The organism is Catellatospora methionotrophica, assembly GCF_011297335.1.
In the GTDB taxonomy this organism is placed as follows: Bacteria; Actinomycetota; Actinomycetes; order Mycobacteriales; family Micromonosporaceae; genus Catellatospora; species Catellatospora methionotrophica.
In genome coordinates this window covers 363,608-385,033 of the sequence record NZ_JAAOTJ010000005.1, presented here as the reverse complement: position 1 = coordinate 385,033, position 21,426 = coordinate 363,608, and the positions used below count along the sequence as shown (strand labels likewise).

Genomic DNA, 21,426 nt, shown 5'->3' with positions numbered 1-21,426 from the left:
CGCGGAGCGTTAAGAAGGTGCCCTTCCTTTCTCAGAGGCTGACTACACGGCCGCCGAGGGTGACGACGAGGTTGCCGCCGGAGGCGAACGACCAGCCGAGCGAACCGGTGTAGGAGGCGCAGCGGGAGCCGTTGGAGCCCATCCACCACTGGTTCGAACTGTCCGTGTTGCCGACGATCTTGTCGTTGGTGCCGCTGGAGCTGCGGCACGACGTGTTGTTGCGGAAGACCGAGGAACCGGCCTCGAAGGTGAAGTTGCGCTCGGTGTTGTTGATGGCCAGGTTGTTCGAGATGGTCATCGAGCCGGGGTTGCGGTTGAAGGTGAAGCCGTGCTTGCCGTTGGCGAAGGAGATGGTGCGGCGCACGATGTGGTTCACGCCGATGTCCTCGCCGCCCAGCTTGAAGCCGTTGCGGTCGCCGTTGCCGGCCTGGCCGCCGTTGCTGAGCGTGCCGTTGTTGTACGCCAGCGAGTCCTCGATCGTCACCGCGCCGATGGCCCCGGTGTCGGTCTTGGTGTACAGGTCCCAGCCGTCGTCGATGTTGTTGTGGGACACGCAGTAGCGGAAGACGTTGCCGGAGCCCACGGTCAGCTTGGCCGCGAAACCGTCGGCGTCCTCACCGTCGGAGTCGGCGTTGTCGTGCGACTCCGCGCTGAGGATGAGGTTGTTGGCGGGCCAGTCGGCCTTCGGGGTCGTCGACAGGGTCCGCGACAGCTGCAGGCCGGTGTCGCGGTTGTAGCGGGTGACGGTGCGCTCGAAGATGTTGTTGCTGCCGCCGACGAAGATGCCGTTGTCCCCGGCCCGCTCCACGACCAGGCCGTACACGTGCCAGTAGTTGCCGTTGACGGCCAGGCCGCGGTTGGCGGGGTCCTCGGCCTGGGCCGAGAAGTTCAGCACCGGGGTCTCGCCGGGGTACGCGGACAGCTTCTTGCGGGCGCTGGAGGTGCCGTTGTTGCCCGTGGCGACGGTGACCGTCTGCGCGTAGTTGTAGGTGCCGCCCCGCATGTAGATCGTCCCGCCCGCCGTGACGCGGGTGAGCGCCGAGGTGAGCGTGGTCGGGTTGCCGATGGTGCCGGCCGCGCCGTCGGTGCCGCCCGGTGCCACGTACACGGTGCCGCTGCTGGGCGGCGGGCTCGTGCTCGGGCTGGGGCTCGCCGGGGCGCTGGGTGAGGCGCTGGGACTGGTCGGGGCGCTCGGCGACGCGCTCGGGCTGGCCGGGGCGCTCGGTGACGGGGCGGCCCCGTCGGAGACCACGACGTCGTCGAAGCGGGCCGAGGCGTACGACGTGACCAGCACGATCCGGCCCGCGCCGAACAGGCTGCTGCTGCCGGACGCGACCTGGGCCCCGTTGACCCAGCCGGTCAGCGTGGAACCGCTGGCCGACAGCTGCAGGGTGTACCAGGTGCCGGTGGTCACCGACAGGTTCGTCCCGCCGATGACGGTGACGGTGCTGCCGTTGACCGCCTGCAGCTCCGCCCGGCCCGTGTTGAGCAGCGCGAGCTGGTAGCGGGTCGACGAGCCGGTGGAGCGCGCGCCGAGCGCGGCGTAGCGGCCGGAGCCGCTGAAGCCGGTCGGCTTGACCCGCGCGGTGACCGTGTAGTTGGTCCACGAGGCGCTGCCCGCGAACTGGCGGGCCAGCTCGCTGTCGGCCTTGCTCTGCTGGAACGTGCCGGTGCCGTCGGTGACCACCGACCAGTCGCCGCCGGACTTGGACCAGCCGGTGGCCGATCCGCTGTTGAAGTTGTCGGAGAACAGCGTGGCCGCCAGGGCGACGCCGCCGGTCAGGTTCAGCAGGGCCGTCATGACCATCGCGAGCAGTGCGGTGACCGCCGCGGTGACCAGGCCCGCCCGCCGGGCCCGGGGGCGTACGGGAAGGGATGTGCTTCTCATGGTGTCTCCTAGATCTTTCCGACGCCCGCGCTGGCCGTGACGATGGCCTTGACGTCGTTCGGGTTGTCGAGCACGTAGCCGTAGTAGGCGCTGGGCTCCTCGACGGTGCCGGAGCAGTCGGGCGCGCCGGGCTCGTTGCCGGTGTAGATGTTGTTGCGCGCCACGCAGCGACCACCCGGACCCGCGTAGCTGTTGGAGATCGGCTCCTCGACGCTTTCGAAGTAGTTGCCCTCGACCACGCAGCCGGCGTCGGTCTGGCAGGCCACGCCGACGTCGGTGTTGTGGAAGTAGTAGTTGTTGTAGATGTGCACCGGCTCGCCGTAGCGCACCCGCGGGTTGCGCTGCGGGGTCTCGTCGAACCAGTTGTGGTGGTAGCTGACCTTCAGCCGGCCGGTGTCCTGAAGGTCGTCGGCGTCGTCGCGGCCCAGCAGCATGTTCTTGGCATGGTGGTGGGTGTGGTTCCACGAGATGGTCACGTAGGACGAGCCGCGCTTGACGTCGATCAGGCCGTCGTAGCCCTGGGCCAGATCGTTGTGGTCGATCCAGATGTGGTGGGAGAACATCTGCACGTTGATGGAGTCGTCACTGGCGTTGCGGAACACCAGGTTGCGGATGATCACGTTCTGCACCGCGTTCGCGGGCGGCGAGGTGATCGCGTCGTCGATGGTGAGGCCGATGTTGAAGCCGCCGCCGGAGATGCCGGAGCCGGAGCCGACGCCGACGATCGACTTGTGCGAGCTGACGTTGTACATGCCCGCCGGGACCGTGATCAGGCCCTTGACGCAGATGTTCAGCGGGCCGGTCTGCGCGATCGCCGCGATCAGCTCGGTCGCGGTGTCGACCTCGACGGTCGGGCCGCCCGCGCCGCCGGTGGTGCCGTTGCGGCCCCACGCGTTGACGGCCGCGAACCCGGTCGGGCTGCCGCCGGTGTTGCAGGTGCCGGGCGGCGGCGGGGAGCTGCTCGGCGACGGTGACGGCGGCTGCGCCGAACCCGACGGACTCGGCGTCACCGGCCCGGCCGTGTCGGACACGGTGACGTCGTCGAACGAGACGCTGGCGTACGACGCCAGCAGGCCGATCTTTCCGGAGCCGAACGTGCTGTCGGTGGCCGTGGCGACCTGTGTCCCGTTGACGTAGCCGGTCAGCGTCGAGCCGAACGCATCCAGCCGCAGCGTGTACCAGGTGCCGGGCGACACCGCGACGGCCGCGGTGGCCAGCGTGGTGACGCCGCCGCCGGAGACGCGGCGCAGTTGCGCCGTGCCGGAGCCGGTCAGCACCAGCGCGTAGTAGTTGGACAGGCTCTGCAGCCGGGCGGCCACGCCGACCGAGCGGGTGCTGTTGCCGAAGGTGATCGGCTTGACCCGCGCCGAGACGGACTGGCCGGTCCAGGTCGAGCCGGCCTGCGCCTTGGCGTCCGCGCCGGTGCTGGTCTGCCGGTAGACCTGGCTGCCGTCGGAGACCACCGACCAGCTGCCGCCGGACTTGGACCACCCGGCGGAGTCGCCGTCTTGGAAGTCGTCCGAGAACAGCGTCGCCGCGTACGCGGTGCCGCCGAACCAGGTCGAGCCGAGCGCCAGGACGAGGGCCGTGAGACCCGCGCCCAGCATCGCGGCGAGGCCGCGACGCCGTGGAGCCGCGCGCATGGAGATGGACATGAGCGGAACCTCCTTGGAGGAACCGCACCCGGTGGTCCGGCACGGCGTGCCGGAGGGCGCCACCAGGGTGCGGGAGCTCTGTGCGCCGTCGGTGAGCGGGACCGCGGCTTACGGTGCCCGGCGGCCGGGCAGGGTCCGGCCGCCGGGCGCCGGGTCAGCGGGCGCCGAGCCGGTTCGCGCCGGACAGCAGCGTGGCCAGCGGCACCGCCCAGCCGGGCAGCGGCTGGTACGCGCGCAGCGTCGGCGTCCAGCCCGCGTCGGCACCGAAGTCGGGGTCGTGGGCCGTGTTGTACGCCGCGAGCAGGTTCAGCGGCCCCGGACGGCCGCTGCCGACCCGGCCGAAGCTGCCGATCTCGGTGACGGCGGTGCCCTTCCAGTCCTTCAGCACCCGGTCGGCGGTGATGCCGTCGGTCAGCGTGAAGTGGTTGTTCTCCAGGTACACCGCGGACTGGATGCCCAGGCCGACGCTGTAGTCGTAGAACTCGGCGATGCGGAACGTGTTGTTGTACACGTCGACCTGGCCGAACCGCACCCGCGGCGCGCGCTGGCCGACCCCGTCGAACACGTTGTGCCGCAGGGTGACCCGCAGCTTGCCGACATCGGGGCCGACGGTGTCCGAGGAGCCGATGAGCATGGTCTTGTCGTGGTGGGTGAACACGTTGGCCGACACGGTGACCAGGTCGGAGGTGTGCGTGATGTCGCACGCGCCGTCGTGCACCTGCCACGGGCGGCCGAAGTACACCGGCTGGTTGCTGTCGGGGTTGTCGCCGTCGCTGAAGGTGTTGTGGTCGATCCACACGTTCGTCGAGCGGCGCACCGAGACCAGGTCGTACTCGGAGTTCCAGTTGCCCTCGGCGCCGTCGGTGGGCCGCCAGCGAGGGAAGCAGTCGGCGGCGTCCTCGAACGACAGGTTGCGCACGATCACGTTGTTCGCGCCGTCGATCATCAGGGTGAGGTGGCGCAGCGTGGCGTCGCCGAGGCCGAGGATCGTGGTGTTCGCGCCGACCTTCAGCTCGGTGCGGGCCCGCTGGGTGGCCACCGAGCGGACCCGGGCCGCCTCGATCGGCCCGCTCGGGTCGGTGGCGCGGCCCCAGACCGCCGGGTCGTACGCGGCGAGGTAGCTCTCCAGCGAGTAACCGGGGTCGGCGAGGTCCGCGCAGGTCAACGCGGCACCGTCGGCGGTCTTGAGCCCGTCGATGACACCCTCGACGAAGACGATCTTCGGCTCGGCACCGGTCAGCGCCGCGGCCAGCTCGTCGCGGTTGCGCACCGTGAACACGTGGGCGGCGTCGGCGGCCGAACCGCCCGTGGTGCCGGTGCCGGAGGCGGCCCAGCCGTCGTTGGCCGCGAGCGGCTGCCGGGCGAGCTGCTGCGCCCACCAGCCGGGGCCGCTGGGGTCGCCGGCCGCCGCCGCGGGCGTCGCGCCCGTCAGCAGCAGCAGGACGCCGATGGCGGATCCCGCGGCTGCCCGCCGCACCCGGCGGCGTCCGACGACACTGTCTCGCAATCGCATCGCGCTCTCCAAATGTATCTGATGTGTTACGTCACCAGGCAACATAAGAAAGCTCGGACAGTGAAGTCAATGGATTGAAATAGCAGCTTTGTTGCAGTGATTAAAGCACAGTGTTGCCTGCTCCAGCGTCTGTGAAAGCTGGATCCAGCGGCTATTCAAAAGGGTCTTGCCACGCTTGTTCAGCCGTTTGCAGTCCTGTCCGGACCGTTTGCACCCCACGGCGTGGAAAGCTCGTTCATGAGCGCCCCCTCGGCGGCGCAGCGGCGCAGCACCGCGTTCACACCGACCAGCGTCCGGTGCCCGTCCTCGACCGCCAGCACGTCCGCCGCGACCTGATACGGCGGCGCGGCCGCCCGCAGCTGCTCGATGACGGTCGTGAACGGGGCGGTGCGGGCCAGCCCCGACAGCAGCGGGGTGCCCGAGGCGCGGAACGCCAGCAGGTTCTCCAGCAGCGTCTGCCGCCCCTCCACCAGCACCGCCGCCGGGTCGCCGGGCAGGCGCAGCAGGTCCTCGCGGAAGGCCAGCTCGGCGGTGCCGCGGTCGCCGTACACGGTGATGTCGCCGTCGACGTGCTCCTCCCCCGCCAGGGTCACCGCGACCAGCACCGTCACCCCGCCGGACAGCGTGATGCGCAGCGTGGCGGTGTCCTCGACCTCGATCGGGCGCACCCGCAGCCAGTCCACCTCGACCCGGAGCACCGGCAGGTCCAGCACCGCCAGGGCCTGCATCACGGCGTGCGCGAACGGGTTGGCCAGCGCGCCGTCCAGCGACGGCCGGCCGTGCACGGTGCGCCGTCCGGACCAGGCCGAACGCGACCAGTAGGCGTCGTCGCGCCGCCAGCAGCCGAGCACTGAGATCTGCCGTACCGTGCCCAGTTCCCCCGCCGCGACGGCCGCGCGCAGCCGCACCAGGGCCGGGGAGGCCAGCGACTGGAAGTTGACCTGCACCACGCGGCCGGTCGCGTCCTGCTCGGCCAGCAGCGCGTCATGCTCGGCCCGGTCGAGCACGGGCGGCTTCTCCATCAGCACGTCCGCGCCCGCGCGCAGCGCGTCGCGGGTCAGCGCCAGGTGCGTGTGCGGGGGCGTGCACACGATGACCACCTCGGGCTTGACCTCGGCCAGCATCGCCGCGTGGTCGGTGTAGACGGGCACCCCGTCGGGCGGGTCCACCACCGGCTGCGGATCGGCGAGCCCGACCAGCCGGATCAGTCCCCGTTCGGCGGGCTCCACCAGGTTCTGCCTGTGGTGCAGCCCGTGCCCGTTCGCGCCGATCAGCGCCACCGACGTGGCCGTCATGCCGTCCTCCTTCTGCTGGTCTTCCAAGCAGGCCCGCGCACCGCCCCGGCCCGGCGGGCGCGCCACTGCCGCAGGCGCGACCCGCGCCGAGCCGGGCGGCAGACCGCGAACGCCGGGCACCCCATCAGCGCACCGCCGTCCGGACCAGGTCCACCGCGCCGTGGGTGGCCAGGGCGGTGCGCCACGCCTCGATCATGCGGCGGTGGGCCGGGTCCGGCACGTGCAGCACGCCGCCGGGGCCGAACAGGGCCTCGGTGCTCAGGTCCGCGCGCACCTCGGCGGCGCGCGGGTCGTCCAGCGGCAACGCCTGCCCGGCGTCGCCCGTGCCCTCGGCGAACCGCGCCCAGGCGGCCACGATCAGCGTGGCCAGGGCCGGTTCGGCGACGGTGTTGAGCACCGACAGCACCCGCTGTGGCAGCTTCTGCGAGCCGTCCATCGCCACCTGCAGGCAGCGGTGACCGAGGCTCGCGTTGGCGAAACGCTCCAGCGCCGCCGCGCCGTAGCCCGCGACGGTGACCCCGTCCGGCGGCGTCATCGAGGCAGTGACCTCGGTGTCGACGTACCGGCGCAGCAGGTCGGCCATGCCGGGCAGGGCCAGCGCGTCGGCGATGCTGTCGCAGCCGGCCAGCGCGCCCAGATAAGCCAGAGCACTGTGTACGCCGTTGAGCGCGCGCAGCTTCAGGTGCTCCCACGGAGTCACGTCGTCGGTCAGCACCGCACCCCCCGCCGCCCAGTCGGGCGTCGCACCGGCGAAGGAGTCCTCGATGACCCACTGGTTGAACGGCTCCGCGGCGACCGCGGCCAGGTCCCGCGCCCCGAGGCAGCGCTCGGCGGCGGCGAGGGTGGCCGCCGTGGTGGCCGGGACGATCCGGTCCACCATGCTCGACGGGCAGCGCACCGACACGTCGTACCAGTCGCGCAGCTCGGCGGGGATCATCCCGGACAGCAGGTTGCCCAGCGCGACGCCGTTGGACGGCAGGTTGTCGCAGCTGAGCAGGGTGATCGGGCCGGTGTCCGCGCGGGCGCGGGCGATCAGCCCGTCGACCAGCAGCCGGGGCACGGCCGCGTCCGGGGCGTACGCCTTCTCCGTCACCGTCAGCGTGACCACCCGGATCGCCGGGTCGGCCAGCAGCGCGACCACCGCGCCGGGGTCGCTCGCGGCGTGCACCGAGCCGTTGACCGCGCCGACCACGCGGCTGCGCTCGGCCGACGCGTCCAGGGTGACCACGCTGTAGAGGTGGTCCTGCGCCCGCAGCGCCTCCAGCACGTCGCGCGAGCGCGGCGCGACCGCGACGATGCCCCAGTCACCGCCACGCGCCGCCATCGCCGCCTCGATGAACACGGCCTGGTGGGCGCGGTGGAACGCGCCCAGCCCGAAGTGCAGCACCCCGGACCGGGCCTCGCCCGGCCGCACCGCCGGGCGGCTCTGCTCGGGCAGCCGCGACAGCGTCGCCCGGCCGAGCCGGGTCGCGGGAACGGTCATCGCCATGCCGGGCCGTCCGGGAACGAGAACTGCTCGATCGACTCGGGCTTGAAGGTGACCGAGTAGCCGGGCTTGGCGGGCAGCCGGTAGCGCCCTTCGACGACGGTGATCGGGTCCTCGAAGTGCTCGTGCAGGTGCGCGACGTACTCGACCATGCGCCCGTCGAGCGAGCGCCCGAGCCGCAGGTAGTCGAAGATCGACAGGTGCTGGACGTACTCGCACAGCCCGACGCCGCCCGCGTGCGGGCACACCGGCACGCCGAACTTCGCGGCCATCAGCAGGATCGACAGCACCTCGTTGACGCCGCCGACCCGGCACGCGTCGATCTGGCACACCTGGATGGCGTCGGCCTGCATGAGCTGCTTGAAGATGACCCGGTTCGCGGCGACCTCACCGGTCGCGACGCGACAGCGCCCCTCGGACAACTGGTTGACCGCCCGCGCCACGGCAGCGTGGCCGAGCACGTCGTCGGCGTGCGTGGGCTCCTCGATCCAGTACGGGTTCACCTCGGCCAGCACCGCCATGTTGGCGATCGCCTCGTCGACGTCCCAGACCTGGTTCGCATCCATCATCAGCAGCGCGTCCGGCCCGATCTCCTCGCGGATGAGCCGCGCACGCCGGATGTCGTCGGAGATCGGCCCGCCGACCTTCATCTTCATCGCCCGCCACCCCTGGGCGTACGCCGCCCGGGTCAGCTCGCGCACCTGCTCGTCGGGGTAGCCCAGCCAGCCCACCGAGGTGGTGTACGAGGGGAACCCGTCACGTTCCAGCACCGCGAGCCTTTCGGCGTACCCGCCGTCGTCGGCCAGCAGTTCCAGCGCCTCAGCCGGGGTGATCGCGTCGGTGATGTGGTGGAAGTCGACGCTGTTCACCAGCTCCTCGGCGGGCATCTCGGCCAGCAGCCGCCACATCGGCTTGCCCTCGGCCTTGGCCCGCAGGTCCCAGACCGCGTTGACCAGCGCCCCGGTCGCCATGTGGATGACGCCCTTCTCCGGGCCCAGCCAGCGCAGCTGCACGTCGGCGCTCAGCGACCGCCAGAACGTCACCGGATCGGCGAAGATCTCCTCCAGCGTGCGCCCGACGACGTGGTGGGACAGGGCCTCGATCGCCGCGCAGGCGATCTCGTTGCCGCGCCCGTTGGTGAAGGTGAAGCCCGCGCCGAACAGGCCGGACTCGGTGTGCAGCTCGACGTACGCGGCGGAGTAGTCCCCGCGGTTGATCGCGTCCGAGCCGTCGCCCGCGGCGGCGGTCGGGAAGCGTACGTCGTGCACCTTGGCGTCGATGATTTTCATGGCTGTCCTACTCGGAAGATCTTCTTGGGCAGGTGGTATGCCAGGTCGGCGATGGTCTCGGCGGCCTCGTCGAGGCCGAGGCGGTGCTCGGCGACCAGGCGCGCGAGCCAGCCCGCGTCCACGCGCCGGGCCACGTCGTGGCGCACCGGGATCGAGCAGTACGCGCGGGTGTCGTCGACGAACCCGGCCGTGTTGTAGAAGCCCGCGGTCTCGGTGACGGCCTCCCGCCAGCGGCGCAGCGCCTCCGGCGCGTCGAGGAACCACCACGGGGCGCCGACGAACATCGCCGGGTAGCCGCCGGCCAGCGGGGCCAGCTCGCGGGTGAACGTGTACTCGTCGAGGGTGTAGACGACGACCCGGAACCGCGGGTCGTGCCCGAACTCGTCCAGCAGCGGCCGCAGCGCGTTGGTGTACTCGGTGGCCACCGGGATGTCCCCGCCCACGTCGCGGCCGTGCGTGCGGAACAGCGCCGCGTTGTGGTTGCGCGACGAACCGGGGTGCAGCTGCATCACCAGGCCGTCGTCGAGCGACATGCGGGCGAACTCCATCAGCATGTGCGCCCGGAACGCCTCGGCCTCGGCGGGCCCGACCGGCGGCCCGGGGACCACCGGCGTGCCGTCGGGCGTCCCGGCCAGGCCGTCGTGCAGCGCCCGCTCGAACATCAGTTTGGCGTCGTCCGGGGTCATCGAGCCGGTCGCCGCGGTCGGGTGGCCGTGGTCGGAGCAGGTCGCCCCGGCCGCGATGAAGTCGAGCCGCCGCTGCGCCAGCGCGGCCAGAAAGCCCTCGTAGGTGGTGGTGTCGAGGCCGGTGATCTCGCCGAGCCTGGCCACCCGTGCGGCCCAGCCGGGCCAGTCCATGTCGACCAGGTCGTCCGGCCGGAACGTGGTGATCACGCGGCCGCCGGGGCCGCCCCAGCCGTCGGCGGCCAGTTTCGCGTGGCGGGACAGGTCGTCCAGCGGGGACTCGGTGGTGGCCAGCACCTCCAGGTTGAACTTGCCGAACAGCGCCCGGGGCCGGTATTCCGGCTGCTCCAGGCGCGCGGCCAGCTCGTCGTACACCCGGTCGGCGGTCTGCGGCCCGAACGGGGTCTCGATGTCGAACACCGTTTTGAACGTCTGCTCCAGCCACAGCCGCGACGGCGTGCCCCGGAACAGGTGCCAGTGCTGCGCGAACGTACGCCAGATGGCCCGCGGGTCGGTCTCGACCGGGCCGCCGTCGACGCGCGGCACGCCCAGCCGGTCGGGCGTCACACCCTGGCTGAGCAGCATCCGGGTCACGTAGTGGTCGGGCACGATGATGAGCCGGGCCGGGTCCGGGAACGGCGCGTCCTCGGCCAGGATGCCGGGGTCGACGTGGCCGTGCGGGCTGATCAGCGGCAGGTTCCGCGCGTGCGTGTAGAGCTCCCGGGCGATCGCCCGGGTGCGCGCCTCCGCCGGGAACAGCAGGTCGTCCACGTCGTCACTCCCATTCCGAGATGTCGAGCAGTTCCGCCACGTCCACGCTGCGCCCGGAGGCGATCGACGCGTTCGCGGCCAGGCCGGTCAGCAGCGAGCGCGCGCCGTCGAGCGCCGTCGCGGACCGGTGCAGCGGGTCGGCGTCGCCGCCGAAGAGCACGCCGGTCATGCGTATGTCCGCGCCGCCGTGGCCCTGCCGGTCGTAGGCCGCGACCGGCACCTCGACCGGCGGCTCCCAGTACCGGCGCAGCCGCAGCGAGACGCTGCCGGATTCGGCGGCCGCCTCCACCCCGTGCAGCGCGGCGGAGTGGCCCTTGACCGCCCCGGCGACGCCGGGTGCGACGTGGTCGGACTCGACGATGTCGAGTTCGAGGCGGCCCCGGCTGCCGTTGAAGGCGATCCGGTAGCCCTCCCAGGGCGCGTACGCGGTGAGGTGGTACGACATGGTCGCGCCGCTGGCGTAGCGGACCAGCACCGCCATGTCGTCCTCGATGTCGGTGCCGGGCGCGAACACGTTCATGTCGCGGTGGTACCCGTCGTGGGACTCGGCATCCAGGTACAGCTCGGCCAGGTTCGGGTTGTCGGCCAGGTGCAGCGCGAACGGGTCGCCCAACGCGGCGGGCGCGCCGTGGGCGCGGGCGTAGTCGCGGGCGTAGCCGTGGCGGGCGCCGTTCTCGCCGTACAGGAACAGCCGCCCTTCGGCGGTGACCCGCACCGGCGTGCTGCCCAGCCACCAGTTGACCAGGTCGAAGTGGTGCGTCGCCTTGTGTACGAGCAGCCCGCCGGAGCTGGCCCGGTCGCGGTGCCAGCGGCGGAAGTAGTCCGCGCCGTGCCGCACGTCGAGCAGCCACTCGAAGTGCACCGAGCCGATCTCCCCGATCGCACCCTCGGCCAGCAGGTTGCGGACCTGCTCGTGTACCGGGTGGAAGCGGTAGTTGAAGGCGACGCCGACCTTGCCGTCGTTGCGCCGCACCGCCTCCAGGATGCGCCGGCATTTCGGCACGTCCACGGTCATCGGCTTCTCCGTGACGACGGAGCACCCCGCGTCGAGCGCGGCCACGATGTACTCGTCGTGGGTGGCGTCGACGCTGCACACCACGAGGGTGTCGACGCGTTCGGCGGCCAGCATCGCGGGCACGTCGCCCGCGTCGTAGGCCACGGCGGGCGGGGCGCCCGCCGCCTGCAGGCGGCGCTGCTGGGCGGCGATCCGGGCGGGGTTGACGTCGGCGAGTGCGACGAGCTCGCCGTGCCTGGTCAGGGCCTGGGCGAACATCTGCGCTCGAGCCCCGGTCCCCACGATCGCGTACCGCGTGGTCATCCGGCCTCCTGGGCCTCATGCGACTACAAACGTTTGCAGCAGAACTAACCATCGCGCTGTTACCGCGTCAATGGCTGCCCCGGAATCGGCCTCGATTGTCCTGAATTTTCCCACTGTTGAGGCCGTCAAGGTCCACTGTCGAAACCAGATCGACATCTTCGACCGTTGACACCGTCGCAACCGTTTGCATTAATGGGTCACCACCGTGATAGCCGACTCAGGATCGCGTGTACACAAAGGAGTGCAGGTGCCGGCCACTATCCGCGATGTCGCCAAGGCCAGTGGCGTGCACGTGTCCACCGTGTCCCGCGCGTTCAGCGCACCGCAGTTGGTGAACGCGGAGACCAGAGCACACGTGCTGGCCGCCGCCGAGGAGCTGGGATACCGGCCCAACCGGGCCGCCCGCGCGCTGATCACCGGACGTACGCACAACATCGGGCTGATCGTGGCGGACATCGCCAACCCGTTCTTCCCGCCGCTGATCAAGGCGGCGGAGAGCCATGCCCGAGGCCGCGACTACCACGTCTTCGTCGCCGACACCAATGAGGACGCCGGTGTCGAGGAGGAGCTGGTGCTCGCGCTCGCCAAGCAGGTCGACGGGGTGCTGCTGTGCAGCCCCCGCATGAGCAACACGCAGATCGAGCAGCTGTCCCGCGAGGTCCCGCTGGTCGTGGTCAACAGGCCGGTCCCCGGCCTGCCCGCGGTCGTGATGGACGTCGCGCAGGGCGCCCGGCTCGCGGTCGAGCACCTGGTCGCCCTCGGCCACCGCGAGATCGCCCTGCTGGGCGGCCCGCGCGGGTCCTGGACCAACCGCGAGATCCGCCGCGCGGCCACGCTGGCCGCCCGCAACGCCGGGGCCGAGCTGGTGGTCCTCGGACCCAACGCGCCCACCGAGGAGAGCGGATCGGCCCAGGCCGAGGCGGTGCTGCGAGCCGGTGTCAGCGCCGTGCTCGCGTACAACGACCTCATGGCCGTCGGGCTGATCGACGCGCTCGACCACCGCGGGGTCAAGGTGCCGGATCAGATCAGCGTCGTCGGGATAGACGACACCGCGCTGAGCCGCCGCACCCGCCCCATGCTGACGACGGTGGCCACCCCCACGGCGGCCGCCGGACGGGCGGCCGTCGACATGCTGCTCCAGCATGGCGACGACCGCCGCACCACCGCACTGGTAACGCTCCAGACCGAGTTGGTCATCCGCGACTCGTCAGGCCCGGGCCCGCATCGCACTGCGGGCCCGGGAAGGCGGCAGCAACCGCCCGTTGACGGTGTCGCTTCCGAGAGCAGGGAGTGAAAGCAATGCACCCAGCGACACCCGCGTCGGCCGACGAGCCGGCGCAGCACCACGGTAGCCTGCCGGCAGACGGCCTGAATCGCCGCCATCTGCTGCGTCTACTCGCCGGAACGGCCATCGCCGTGCCCGCGGCCGGCCTGCTGGCCGCCTGCGGCGGCGAGGAGGAGCCGAAGACCGACCCGAACGCTCCGGTCACCGTCTCCTTCTTCTGGTGGGGTGGCGAGGCCCGCGCCAAGCTGACCGAGGAGGCGCTGAAGCTCTACACGAGCAAGCACCCCAACGTCACGATCACGCCCACGTGGCAGGCGTTCACCGGCTACTACGACAAGCTGGCCACCATCTCCGCCGGCGGCAACGCCCCGGACATCTTCCAGATCGACGACAACGGCCTGGCCGAGTACGCCGGCCGCAACGTCACCCTGGACCTGTCCAAGTACACGGGTAACAAGAAGATCGACGTGTCCAAGCACCCCGAGAGCCTCACCAAGTACGGGCAGCTGGGCGGCAAGCAGGTGGCCATCGCCACCGGCGAGAACACCCCCGCGATCATCTACGACAAGACGAAGCTGGGCGAGCTGGGCATCGAGGTGCCGCAGGTCGGCTGGACGTACGAGCAGACGATCACGTGGGCGGCCGGCGTCACCACCAAGGCGGGCGGCAAGTACTGGGGCCTGATGGACCCGAGCTCGGACTACAAGGCGCTGTGGCTGTGGCTGCGTGCCCAGGGCAAGGAGTTCTACGACGGTCCCAAGATCGCCTTCAGTGAGGCGGACCTGGTCGCGTGGTTCCAGCTGTGGGTGGACGCCCGCGCCAAGGGCGCGACCCCGCCCGCCGACGTCTGCCACGAGGCGGTCACCGGCAGCGTCGCCACCCAGCTGGTGGTCACCAAGAAGGCCGCCGTGTCGTTCATGTGGTCCAACCAGCTCTCCGAGATGCAGAAGGCCACCAAGAACGACCTCGGCATGACCGCCTACCCGGGCGACCCGAAGGGCCAGTGGGCGCGCGCGTCGACGTACTGGGCGGCCTCGCGCACCACCAAGGCTCCCGACGTGGTGGCCGACATCATCAACTTCCTGGTCAACGACGTGGAGGCCGGCAAGATCCTGGGCGTGGACCGGGGCCTGCCGAACAACCTCGACGTGCGCAAGGCCGTCTCCGACGGGCTGACCGACCAGAAGATGAAGGACACCGTCGCCTTCGAGAACGAGATCACGCCGAAGTTCGGCCCGGCCCCCGCGCCGCCGCCGAAGGGCCACAGCGGCCTGCGCAACTCGCTGCGCGACATCGCCGAGACGGTGTCGTACGGCAAGGCCACTCCCGAGGCCGCGGCCAAGCAGTTCTTCAGCGAAGCCGCCTCCGCTCTGGCATGACCGGACGCTGGTGAGCAGTCTCGGCGGGCCGCCGTACAGTCGCCCCGCCGAGACGCCGCCAGCGGTCGCGGGCCCGGCCCGGCCGTATCCGGGCCGGGCCCGTTCCATTTCCGCCGTTCATCGATCTCGTTCCTGGAAGGGGACCGCGCGTGGCACTCACCACGGCTTCCCGACCGGCCCTCCCGGTTCCGGCGCCATCGCCGCCGCCGGTGCGCGGCCGGCGCAAGAACTACGCCTCCCGCCGCTCCGAGGGCCTGGCGGGCTACGTCTTCCTCTCCCCGTGGCTGATCGGCCTGATGACGATCACCGCGTTCCCCATGCTGCTCTCGCTCTACCTGAGCTTCACCAACTACGACGTCCTGTCGAGCTGGGAGTTCGTGGAGTGGGTCGGCTTCGACAACTACAAGAAGATCTTCACCGCCGATCCGACCTTCTGGCAGTCGGTGCGGGTCACCCTCACCTTCGGCCTGATCGCGATCCCGCTGAAGCTGGCCGCCTCGCTCGGCGTGGCCCTGCTGCTCAACCGGGAACGCCGCGGCGTCGGCCTGTTCCGGGGCATGTTCTACCTGCCGTCGCTGCTCGGCGGCTCGGTGGCGCTGGCCCTGGTCTGGGTGGCGATGTTCAACGGCGAGGGCGCGTTCAACGCGGGCCTGAGCCTGTTCGGCATCGAGGGCAACAACTGGATCAACGACCCGGACTGGGCGCTGGCCACCCTGATGGTGCTCACCATCTGGCAGTTCGGCGCGCCGATGGTCATCTTCCTGGCCGGGCTCAAGCAGGTGCCCACCGAGCTGTACGAGGCCGCGCAGGTCGACGGGGCCAGCAAGCGGCGGCAGTTCTTCCACATCACGCTGCCGATGCTGTCGCCGGTCATCTTCTTCAACCTGCTGCTGGAGACGATCAACGGTTTCCAGGGCTTCACCTCGGCGTTCGTGATCAGCAACGGCACCGGCGGGCCGCTGGGCTCCACGAAGCTCTACACGCTGCACATCTACGACAAGGCCTTCACCGACTTCCAGATGGGGTACGCGTCCGCGCTGGCCTGGATCTTCCTGGCGGCGATCGGCCTGATCACGATCGTCTTCTTCAGCACCGGGAAGTTCTGGGTGCACTACTCGGACGGAGAGAACTGATGGCCCGCGTACGTGGATGGGTGCGGGTGCTCGCTCTGCTCGGTGTGCTGGCGATCGTGCTCTACCCGCTGATCTGGGTGCTCGGCTCGTCGCTGAAGTCGCCGACCGAGGTCAGCAGCAACCTCTCCATCTGGCCGCAGGAGCTGACCTGGTCGAACTACGCCGACGGGTGGAGCTACATCCCCGGGGTCAGCTTCGGCCGCTTCTTCGGCAACAGCATCCTGATCTCGCTGGCCACGGTCGTGGCCAACGCGGCATCGTGCCTGGTCACCGCGTACGCCTTCGCGCGGTTGCGGTTCTGGGGCCGCAAGGGCTACTTCGCGCTCATGATCGCGACGCTGCTGCTGCCCGGCCACGTGCTGATCGTCCCGCAGTACGTCATGTTCAGCGAGTTCGGCTGGATCGACACCCCGCTGCCGCTGATCCTGCCGAAGCTGCTGGCCACCGAGGCCTTCTTCATCTTCCTCATGGTCCAGTTCATGCGGGGCATCCCCCGCGAACTCGACGACGCTGCCAAGATCGACGGTTGTGACCCGTACCGCACGTTCTGGCACGTCATCCTCCCGCTGTCGCGACCGGCCCTGATCACGACCGCGATCTTCTCCTTCATCTGGACCTGGAACGACTTCTTCACCCAGCTCGTCTACCTGCCCAGCGTGCCCAGCTACACCGTGCCCGTGGCGCTGCGGCTGTTCATCGACTCCAGCGGCCAGACCTCCATCGGGCCGATGCTGGCGATGTCGGTACTGTCCCTGCTTCCGGTGTTCCTGTTCTTCCTGGGCTTCCAGCGCTTCCTGGTCCAGGGCATCAACACCAGCGGACTGAAGGGCTGAACCATGACGGCGACGACCACCACGGACTGGCGCGACACCCTGCGTGACGCCGCCGACCTCGCCCTGGTCGGCATCCTGGTGACCGTCGCGGCGGTGCCGGTCGTGACGACCGGCGCCGCCGTCGCCGCCGGAGCCGAAGCGGTGCACCAACGCTTCACCGACGGCCACTGGCCCGGCACCCGCGACCTGCTGCGTACCTTCGGCCGCCGCCTGCTCCCCGGAGCCCTGGCCACCGTGCTGGTGCTCGCCGTCGCACTCCTGCTCGGCCTGAACATCTTCTGGCTCCGCCAGGGCCTGGCCCCCGGCGGCGAACTACTCCTGGTCGTCACCGCCGTCGCGGCGGTCGCCGTGCTCGGCCTGGTCGCCCTGACCATCCCGTTCCTCGGCCGCGGCCACACCTACCGCCACGCCCTGCGCCTCGCCGTCACCCGCCCCGCCCTCATCGTCACCAGCGCGGGCGTCGTAGGCATCGCCTTCCTCCTGGGCTCCATCCTCCCGGTAACCGCTCCCCTCCTGGTCGGCTACCTCCTCTTCGCCCTCCACACCATCACCCGCCGCGTCCCCTGACGCGCGCCGCGCCACTCCAAGATTTGTTTTTGTGGACGCTGGACGCCCCTATAGCGGCACCCAGCGTCCACAAAAACAGATCTTGAACGTGCTTTCGATGAGCCGGGCACCGTCCGCACCTTGATCGCGGTTCGGGGTGCGGTGCCGTGCGTGAAGCGGATTGGCAAGGCGGCGGGCGCCCCTGTGCAGGGGCGCCCGCCGTTTATTGCGGCTGTCCGGGGTCAGCCGTTGGGGAACAGGGCGGCGAAGTCGGCGAAGGCCATCGCCACGTCGCTCTGCGCCCAGAACCGGTGGTAGTTGAAGCTCGGGGCGGGTCCGCCGTCAAGGTGGGCCTGCACCTTCGCCCAGTCCGGGTCCTGCTTGTACCAGGACCGGATATCGAGGAACGTCTTGCCCGCGGTGATTATGTCACCGTTGGGCATGTCGCCGGTCCAGCCGGACGGGACGAAGATGCCCTGGCCGGTGGTGGCGTTGTAGGTGTCGTCGAACCGCGAGTAGTCCCCGCGGGTCTCCGTCGTCGACACGCCCTTGCTCTCGGCGCGGGCGTACAGCGCGTCGATGAGGCCCTTGCCGGTGGTCTTCGCCGCGGCGTTGCCGGACTTGGCGGCGTAGAACAGCAGCGCGCGGGCCAGTGACGCGGCGACGCCGACGTCCTGGCCGGTGCTGGTCACCGTGACGTGCAGGCCGGTGTTGGCGGCCGGGCTGGACGGGTTCCAGGTCGCGGGAGCACCGGACCAGCCCAGCTCGGACGGGACGGCGAAGTTCGTGCCGCTGACCGTGGTGTTGGCGACGGCCCACGGCACCCACTTGTCGAGCAGCGCCTTGGCCTTGAGGTTGCCGGTGGCGTAGTACAGCTCGGCGATGCGGCCCATCGACCAGACCTGCATGCCGAACCACTGGTTCGACGGCGGGTCGTGGTAGACCGGCTTCTCGTCGTAGAACATGCCGTAGAAGGTGGGCGTGTTCGCGGGCGGTGTCGCGTAGGAGCCCGCCCAGCTGTTGGTCGCGCCGCCGGCGATGCCGCCCTCGGCCGACTGCAGCCACTGGTAGAACTCCAGCTGGCGGTTGAAGCTGTTCGTCCAGTCCGCGTTCGCGGTCGGCGACTGCGGCTTCAGCGCGTTGACGTTGGCCAGGGCGTACGCCGCCATGGGGTTCTGGTAGCCGAAGTGGTTGAAGCTGGAGCCGATGCGCCACGACCAGGCCGACGTGAGTCCGCCGCCCCAGGCGTAGTACCAGGACATCAGGTAGTGCATCGAGTCACGGCCGGTCCCGGCGGCGCAGGTGGTCGCGCCGACGCAGTTGCCGATCTTCTTGAAGTACTTGTCGAACATGGCGTAGCGCAGGTAGTCGCCCATCTTCGCCGCCTTGGTCAGCGTGGACGCGATCTGCGACTGCTTGCCCTGCTCGGTGGCCCAGGTCAGCGCCCAGTAGGCCGCCTCGATGGCGCGGGCGTCGGCGTCGGGGGCGTTGGTGTACTTCCACTGCGCGGCGGGCGCGCTGGACTCCTTGACGTACAGGTCCAGGTAGCCGTTGGTGCCGCCGTGGTTGAGGTTGTCGCAGCTCGGCTGCGGGATGGTCTCCCACACCGACTCCTGCGGGCCCCGCTGGAAGGTGTTGATGTACGCCGGACGCGTGGTCCCGTTGCCGCACCGGCCGAAGCCGTACTTGTTGTCGACGTCGAGCAGCCAGTGCATGCCGTAGATGCTGCCGTTGCCGTAGGTGCTGGTCAGCTCGCTGCGCAGCGGGTCGACCCCGACGGGGACGCTCGGCTGGAGCTGCGAGGGGTAGTTGGCCGGGGTGAGGTGCTCGGCCGCGTACTGCGGGGTGCCCGCGACGCCCGCGTTGGGCTGGTCGGCGGCCGACGGGATGATGTACTGCTCCATCACCGTCCAGGCCTGGTTGAACCTGGTCCAGTCCTGGGTGAACCGGCCGTAGTAGGCCTCCAGCCACAGCCAGTAGGAGAACGCCTCGCTGGTGGTCTCGTGGCCGTAGTCGGGCGCCTCGACGATCAGGGTCTCGATCGAGTGGTACGGCACGCCCTCGGGCGAGAAGTACCCGTTGGCCGTGTTCTTGATCTTGTTGTACTGCTCGATGAAGCGCTGCGTGTAGACGTTGACCTCGTCGTCGGCCTCGGTCGCGGTGACCACGCCGGGGTCGTACCCGGTGGCGCTGGCCGTGACCGTCGCCGAGCCGGAGGCGTTGTCCGCGTCCTGCGCCGCCGCCAGGGTCACCGTCTGCTCGGTGCCCCAGTTGGTGGTGCTGAACGTCAGCGTCGCGCCGGTGGAGACCGACACGTCGGTGTCACCGGCAGTACGGGCCACGGCCACGGTCAGGTTCGCCGACGGCGCGGCCGACAGCTTCACCTTGAACGTGTTCGTGCCACCCTCGGGCACACTCACCGCCGCCGTCGCGGCACCGTTGACCAGGATCTTCGGCGCGACGGAGGCGTCCACGACGACCGTGGTGTTCGCCGTCGCGGTCGCGCCGCCGTTGTCGGTCGCCTTCGCCTGGAAGACGTACGTGCCGACCGGCAGCGCCGAGACGTCCCAGGTGTACGGGGACGCGGTGTCCGAGCCGAGCAGCAGCCCGTCGCGGTAGAACTCCACCTTCGACACGGTGCCGGGCGAGGTGTCCGCCGCGGTCGCCGCGATGGTGAACGCCGCCGGGGCGGTGTAGTGGGTGTTGTTGGCCGGGGCGGTGATGCTCACCGTCGGCGCCGGGTTGGCCCCGGTGCACGCCGTGCCGTTGATCGTGAACGACGTCGGCGAGGAGTACGTACCGCTCCAGCGGCCGTTGAAGCCGATGCCGGTCGAGCCGTTGGCGGGCACGTTGCCGTTGTAGTTCAGGTTCGTGGCGGTGATGTTCTGGCCGGACGCGGTGAAGTTCGCCGACCAGCCGGGCAGGGTGACGGTCTGCCCGGAGGGCAGCGTGAAGCCGAGCGTCCAGCTCGTCCACGGGTCGCCGAGGTTCTTCAGGGTCATGTTGGCGGTGAACCCGCCGGAGCCGGGGGCTTCGGTCCACGGATTGGCGGTGTAGACGACCTCGCAGGCGACTGCGGCCTGGGCCGGGCTCGCCGCCACCACCAGACCGCCGAGGGCGACGACCGCCGCCGTGGCGACGGCGCCTGAGCGCCGCAGGACTCTGTGGCGGGAACGCCGCAGTAGGTGCAACAAGATGAACTCCTCGCGAAGACGCCGGGACCACGTCCCGGCGGGAAACCGTTCGAACCGTCAGCGGTGACGGCGGTGCAGCAACGGCGCGTCCGTGCCCTGACGTGCCGTGTCGCGCGAACGATGGCTCCCGGTCGCGAATTCCGATCAGTCTTACATGGGAGCGCTTCCATCGCAAGGGGTCACTGCCTTCGCGCGCGGTGCGGCACGGCGCGCGTCGATTCACCGATCCGTGCCGCGCGGACCGCCGTCGGTGGGGGCCGGAGCACTGGAAGAATGGATCGCATGATCGTTCCTGACGTGACCCTCAACAACGGCGTCCCGATGCCCCAACTCGGATTCGGCGTGTGGCAGGTCGACGACGACACGGCCGAGAAGGCCGTCACCACGGCGCTGGAGTCGGGCTACCGCAGCATCGACACCGCCAAGCTGTACTTCAACGAGCAGGGCGTGGGCCGGGCGCTGCGCGCCAGCGGGCTGCCCCGCGAGGAGCTGTTCGTCACCACGAAGCTGTGGAACACCGAGCACGAGTACGACCAGGCCCTGCGCGCGTTCGACGAGAGCCTGGCCAAACTCGGCCTCGACTACCTGGACCTGTACCTGATCCACTGGCCGGTCCCGTCCCAGGACCGCTACACCGAGGCCTGGCGCGCGCTGGAGAAGCTGTACGCCGACAAGCGGGTACGCGCCATCGGCGTCTCCAACTTCACGGTGCAGACCATGAGCCGCCTGCTCGACGAGTTCGACGTGGTGCCCGCGGTGAACCAGATCGAGCTGCACCCGCGTTTCCCGCAGGAGGAGCTGCGCAAGCTGCATGCGGTGCACGACATCGCGACCGAGGCGTGGAGCCCGCTCGGCCAGGGCAAGGGCCTGCTCGACGACCCGGTGCTGGCGCGGGTGGCGGCCAAGCACGGCAGGACCCCGGCGCAGGTGGTGCTGCGCTGGCACCTGCAGTTGGGCAACGTGGTCATCCCCAAGTCGGTGACCCCGTCGCGGATCGCCGAGAACATCGCGGTCTTCGACTTCGCCCTCGACGACGAGGACATGGCCGCGATCGCCACCCTGGACAACGGCGGCCGCATCGGGCCGGATCCGGCCGTCTTCGCCTGGATGGGATAGGACGTCCACTCCCGACGGACGCCTCGCGGCTCGGTTATGCCG

Annotated in this window: 15 protein-coding genes; 6 read left to right on the top strand and 9 right to left on the bottom strand. The window is 70.4% G+C overall.

What is annotated here, in order from left to right; translation table 11 throughout:
- Nucleotides 1–31: 31 nt before the first annotated feature.
- From HAV40_RS16205 to HAV40_RS16170, 8 genes are all read right to left on the bottom strand, one after another.
- On the bottom strand, nucleotides 32–1,888 hold the full coding sequence (locus HAV40_RS16205) for a LamG domain-containing protein (protein ID WP_239086487.1): 1,857 nt from the start codon (nucleotides 1,886–1,888) through the stop codon (nucleotides 32–34).
- 8 nt (nucleotides 1,889–1,896) lie between these two features.
- Nucleotides 1,897–3,543 (bottom strand): pectate lyase family protein, encoded by a 1,647-nt coding sequence (locus HAV40_RS16200; protein ID WP_239086489.1) that lies wholly within the window; start codon nucleotides 3,541–3,543, stop codon nucleotides 1,897–1,899.
- 154 nt (nucleotides 3,544–3,697) lie between these two features.
- Nucleotides 3,698–5,056: a pectate lyase family protein gene (locus HAV40_RS16195; protein ID WP_166381942.1), complete on the bottom strand. Its 1,359-nt coding sequence runs from the start codon at nucleotides 5,054–5,056 to the stop codon at nucleotides 3,698–3,700.
- Between the two features lie 179 nt (nucleotides 5,057–5,235).
- A complete protein-coding gene (locus tag HAV40_RS16190; protein ID WP_166381940.1) occupies nucleotides 5,236–6,351 on the bottom strand; it encodes a Gfo/Idh/MocA family protein in 1,116 nt (371 codons plus the stop codon).
- 124 nt (nucleotides 6,352–6,475) lie between these two features.
- A complete protein-coding gene (locus tag HAV40_RS16185; RefSeq protein WP_166381938.1) occupies nucleotides 6,476–7,840 on the bottom strand; it encodes a mannitol dehydrogenase family protein in 1,365 nt (454 codons plus the stop codon).
- Entirely contained in the window at nucleotides 7,831–9,126 is a 1,296-nt protein-coding gene (locus tag HAV40_RS16180; RefSeq protein WP_166381936.1) for an enolase C-terminal domain-like protein, read from the bottom strand. The genes HAV40_RS16185 and HAV40_RS16180 overlap by 10 nt, the downstream gene beginning before the upstream one ends.
- The gene (uxaC, locus tag HAV40_RS16175) at nucleotides 9,123–10,580 is read right to left on the bottom strand and encodes a glucuronate isomerase (protein ID WP_166381934.1); all 1,458 of its coding nucleotides are present in this window, start codon (nucleotides 10,578–10,580) and stop codon (nucleotides 9,123–9,125) included. The genes HAV40_RS16180 and uxaC overlap by 4 nt, the downstream gene beginning before the upstream one ends.
- Nucleotides 10,581–10,584: 4 nt before the next feature.
- On the bottom strand, nucleotides 10,585–11,898 hold the full coding sequence (locus tag HAV40_RS16170) for a Gfo/Idh/MocA family protein (RefSeq protein ID WP_166381932.1): 1,314 nt from the start codon (nucleotides 11,896–11,898) through the stop codon (nucleotides 10,585–10,587).
- 247 nt (nucleotides 11,899–12,145) lie between these two features.
- Here HAV40_RS16170 and HAV40_RS16165 point away from each other — a divergent pair, with 247 nt between their 5' ends.
- From HAV40_RS16165 to HAV40_RS16145, 5 genes are all read left to right on the top strand, one after another.
- Nucleotides 12,146–13,192 (top strand): LacI family DNA-binding transcriptional regulator, encoded by a 1,047-nt coding sequence (locus HAV40_RS16165; protein WP_166381930.1) that lies wholly within the window; start codon nucleotides 12,146–12,148, stop codon nucleotides 13,190–13,192.
- Nucleotides 13,193–13,197: 5 nt separating this feature from the next.
- Nucleotides 13,198–14,562 carry an ABC transporter substrate-binding protein gene (locus HAV40_RS16160; protein WP_166381928.1) on the top strand — a complete coding sequence of 455 codons (1,365 nt, stop codon included), beginning with the start codon at nucleotides 13,198–13,200 and terminating at the stop codon, nucleotides 14,560–14,562.
- 149 nt (nucleotides 14,563–14,711) lie between these two features.
- Nucleotides 14,712–15,695 carry a carbohydrate ABC transporter permease gene (locus HAV40_RS16155; protein WP_409364981.1) on the top strand — a complete coding sequence of 328 codons (984 nt, stop codon included), beginning with the start codon at nucleotides 14,712–14,714 and terminating at the stop codon, nucleotides 15,693–15,695.
- On the top strand, nucleotides 15,695–16,528 hold the full coding sequence (locus HAV40_RS16150; RefSeq protein WP_166381926.1) for a carbohydrate ABC transporter permease: 834 nt from the start codon (nucleotides 15,695–15,697) through the stop codon (nucleotides 16,526–16,528). Before HAV40_RS16155 ends, HAV40_RS16150 begins: the two co-directional genes overlap by 1 nt.
- Before the next feature lie 3 nt (nucleotides 16,529–16,531).
- The gene (locus tag HAV40_RS16145) at nucleotides 16,532–17,095 is read left to right on the top strand and encodes a hypothetical protein (protein WP_166381924.1); all 564 of its coding nucleotides are present in this window, start codon (nucleotides 16,532–16,534) and stop codon (nucleotides 17,093–17,095) included.
- Nucleotides 17,096–17,316: 221 nt separating this feature from the next.
- On the opposite strand, the gene HAV40_RS16140 is transcribed toward HAV40_RS16145, so the two are convergent.
- The gene (locus HAV40_RS16140) at nucleotides 17,317–20,268 is read right to left on the bottom strand and encodes a glycoside hydrolase family 48 protein (protein ID WP_409364982.1); all 2,952 of its coding nucleotides are present in this window, start codon (nucleotides 20,266–20,268) and stop codon (nucleotides 17,317–17,319) included.
- Between the two features lie 282 nt (nucleotides 20,269–20,550).
- On the opposite strand from HAV40_RS16140, the gene HAV40_RS16135 reads away from it, so the two are divergent.
- A complete protein-coding gene (locus HAV40_RS16135) occupies nucleotides 20,551–21,384 on the top strand; it encodes an aldo/keto reductase (RefSeq protein WP_166381922.1) in 834 nt (277 codons plus the stop codon).
- The last annotated feature ends 42 nt before the right edge of the window (nucleotides 21,385–21,426 follow it).